This window comes from Rhodoplanes sp. SY1 (genome assembly GCF_046000175.1).
Lineage (GTDB): Bacteria > Pseudomonadota > Alphaproteobacteria > Rhizobiales > Xanthobacteraceae > Rhodoplanes.
The window spans coordinates 1-940 of the sequence record NZ_JBEOMB010000377.1 but is presented as its reverse complement, the minus strand read 5'-3'; the positions used below and the strand labels follow the sequence as shown (position 1 = coordinate 940).

General features: G+C 66.6%; 2 protein-coding genes. Both read right to left on the bottom strand.

Annotated features, from left to right (window positions below):
* Positions 1-191: 191 nt before the first annotated feature.
* Positions 192-488 carry a hypothetical protein gene (locus tag ABTU92_RS29795; RefSeq protein WP_408095150.1) on the bottom strand — a complete coding sequence of 99 codons (297 nt, stop codon included), beginning with the start codon at positions 486-488 and terminating at the stop codon, positions 192-194.
* Between the two features lie 22 nt (positions 489-510).
* Positions 511-735 (bottom strand): hypothetical protein, encoded by a 225-nt coding sequence (locus ABTU92_RS29790; protein ID WP_408095149.1) that lies wholly within the window; start codon positions 733-735, stop codon positions 511-513.
* Between the last annotated feature and the right edge of the window lie 205 nt (positions 736-940).

The following is a 940-nucleotide window of genomic DNA, read 5'->3' as shown; positions in this document are numbered from 1 at the left end:
AACTGTTACGAATGGCGTTACGAATTTAGGATTCGGGATTCGTTCTGCGCCATGGGTTCCGGGAACACCTGCACGATCAACGATGGTGACGGCCGCCACGACGACATCGCCAACCGATACGGTGTTTCGAGCAATTTTGTTCACGGCGGCAGCGGCTCGGTCCCGCGGTCGAGAACGTCGAGGTACTTGCGTTAGGTGAAGACCCGGTGGCGCCGCTTGCCCGTCACCTCGCGGACGATGCCGAGATCGACCAGGTGGTCGAGAGACTTTCCGACGGTCGGAAACGAGAGCGCGAGCTGCTTGGATGCGACCTGGATCGCCACCAGGTGGCGGCGTTGCACGAGGTCGTGGACCCGGAGCACGGAGGCGGCACTGCGCCCGAGCGTTCGGATTGTGCCACGATCCGCCTCGAAGAGTGCCATGATCTCGCGCGCCGTCTCGACGGCTTGCGTCGCCGTGTCCCGCACGCCCGTCAGGACGTATTCCATCCAGGCTTCCGACGCGCCGTTCTCACGAACCTCCTGCAGTAGCCGATAGTCGTCGGCGCGGCAGCGCTTCCTTGCGCACGTCCATGTACAGGAACAGCGGAGTGGACGGCAGGATGGCCGTCACGCCGTCGAGCGTCCCGACGGCGCCGCGGGCGGTGTCGTAGAGGGTGAAGAGCGCCTGCAGGTCGAGCGGCCGAGCACGGCGCCCCGTTGCGCAGGGCGCCGGGCTTGCACTGAACGACGGCACGCGTCATCGACGCCTGGCTCGAAGCCTGGTTTGAAGCCTGGCATCGGAACAGCCGGGGGAGTCAGCCCACCAGCCTTCGCGCCGGCGATGCCGGCTCGGCCTCGACCATCCTGCGATCGGCCTCGACCATCCGGCGATGAACGGCCCGCAGGTCCGCGGCGAGGGTCTGCATCTGCGCGTCGAGCCGCTGCTGCACCAAGGCGTC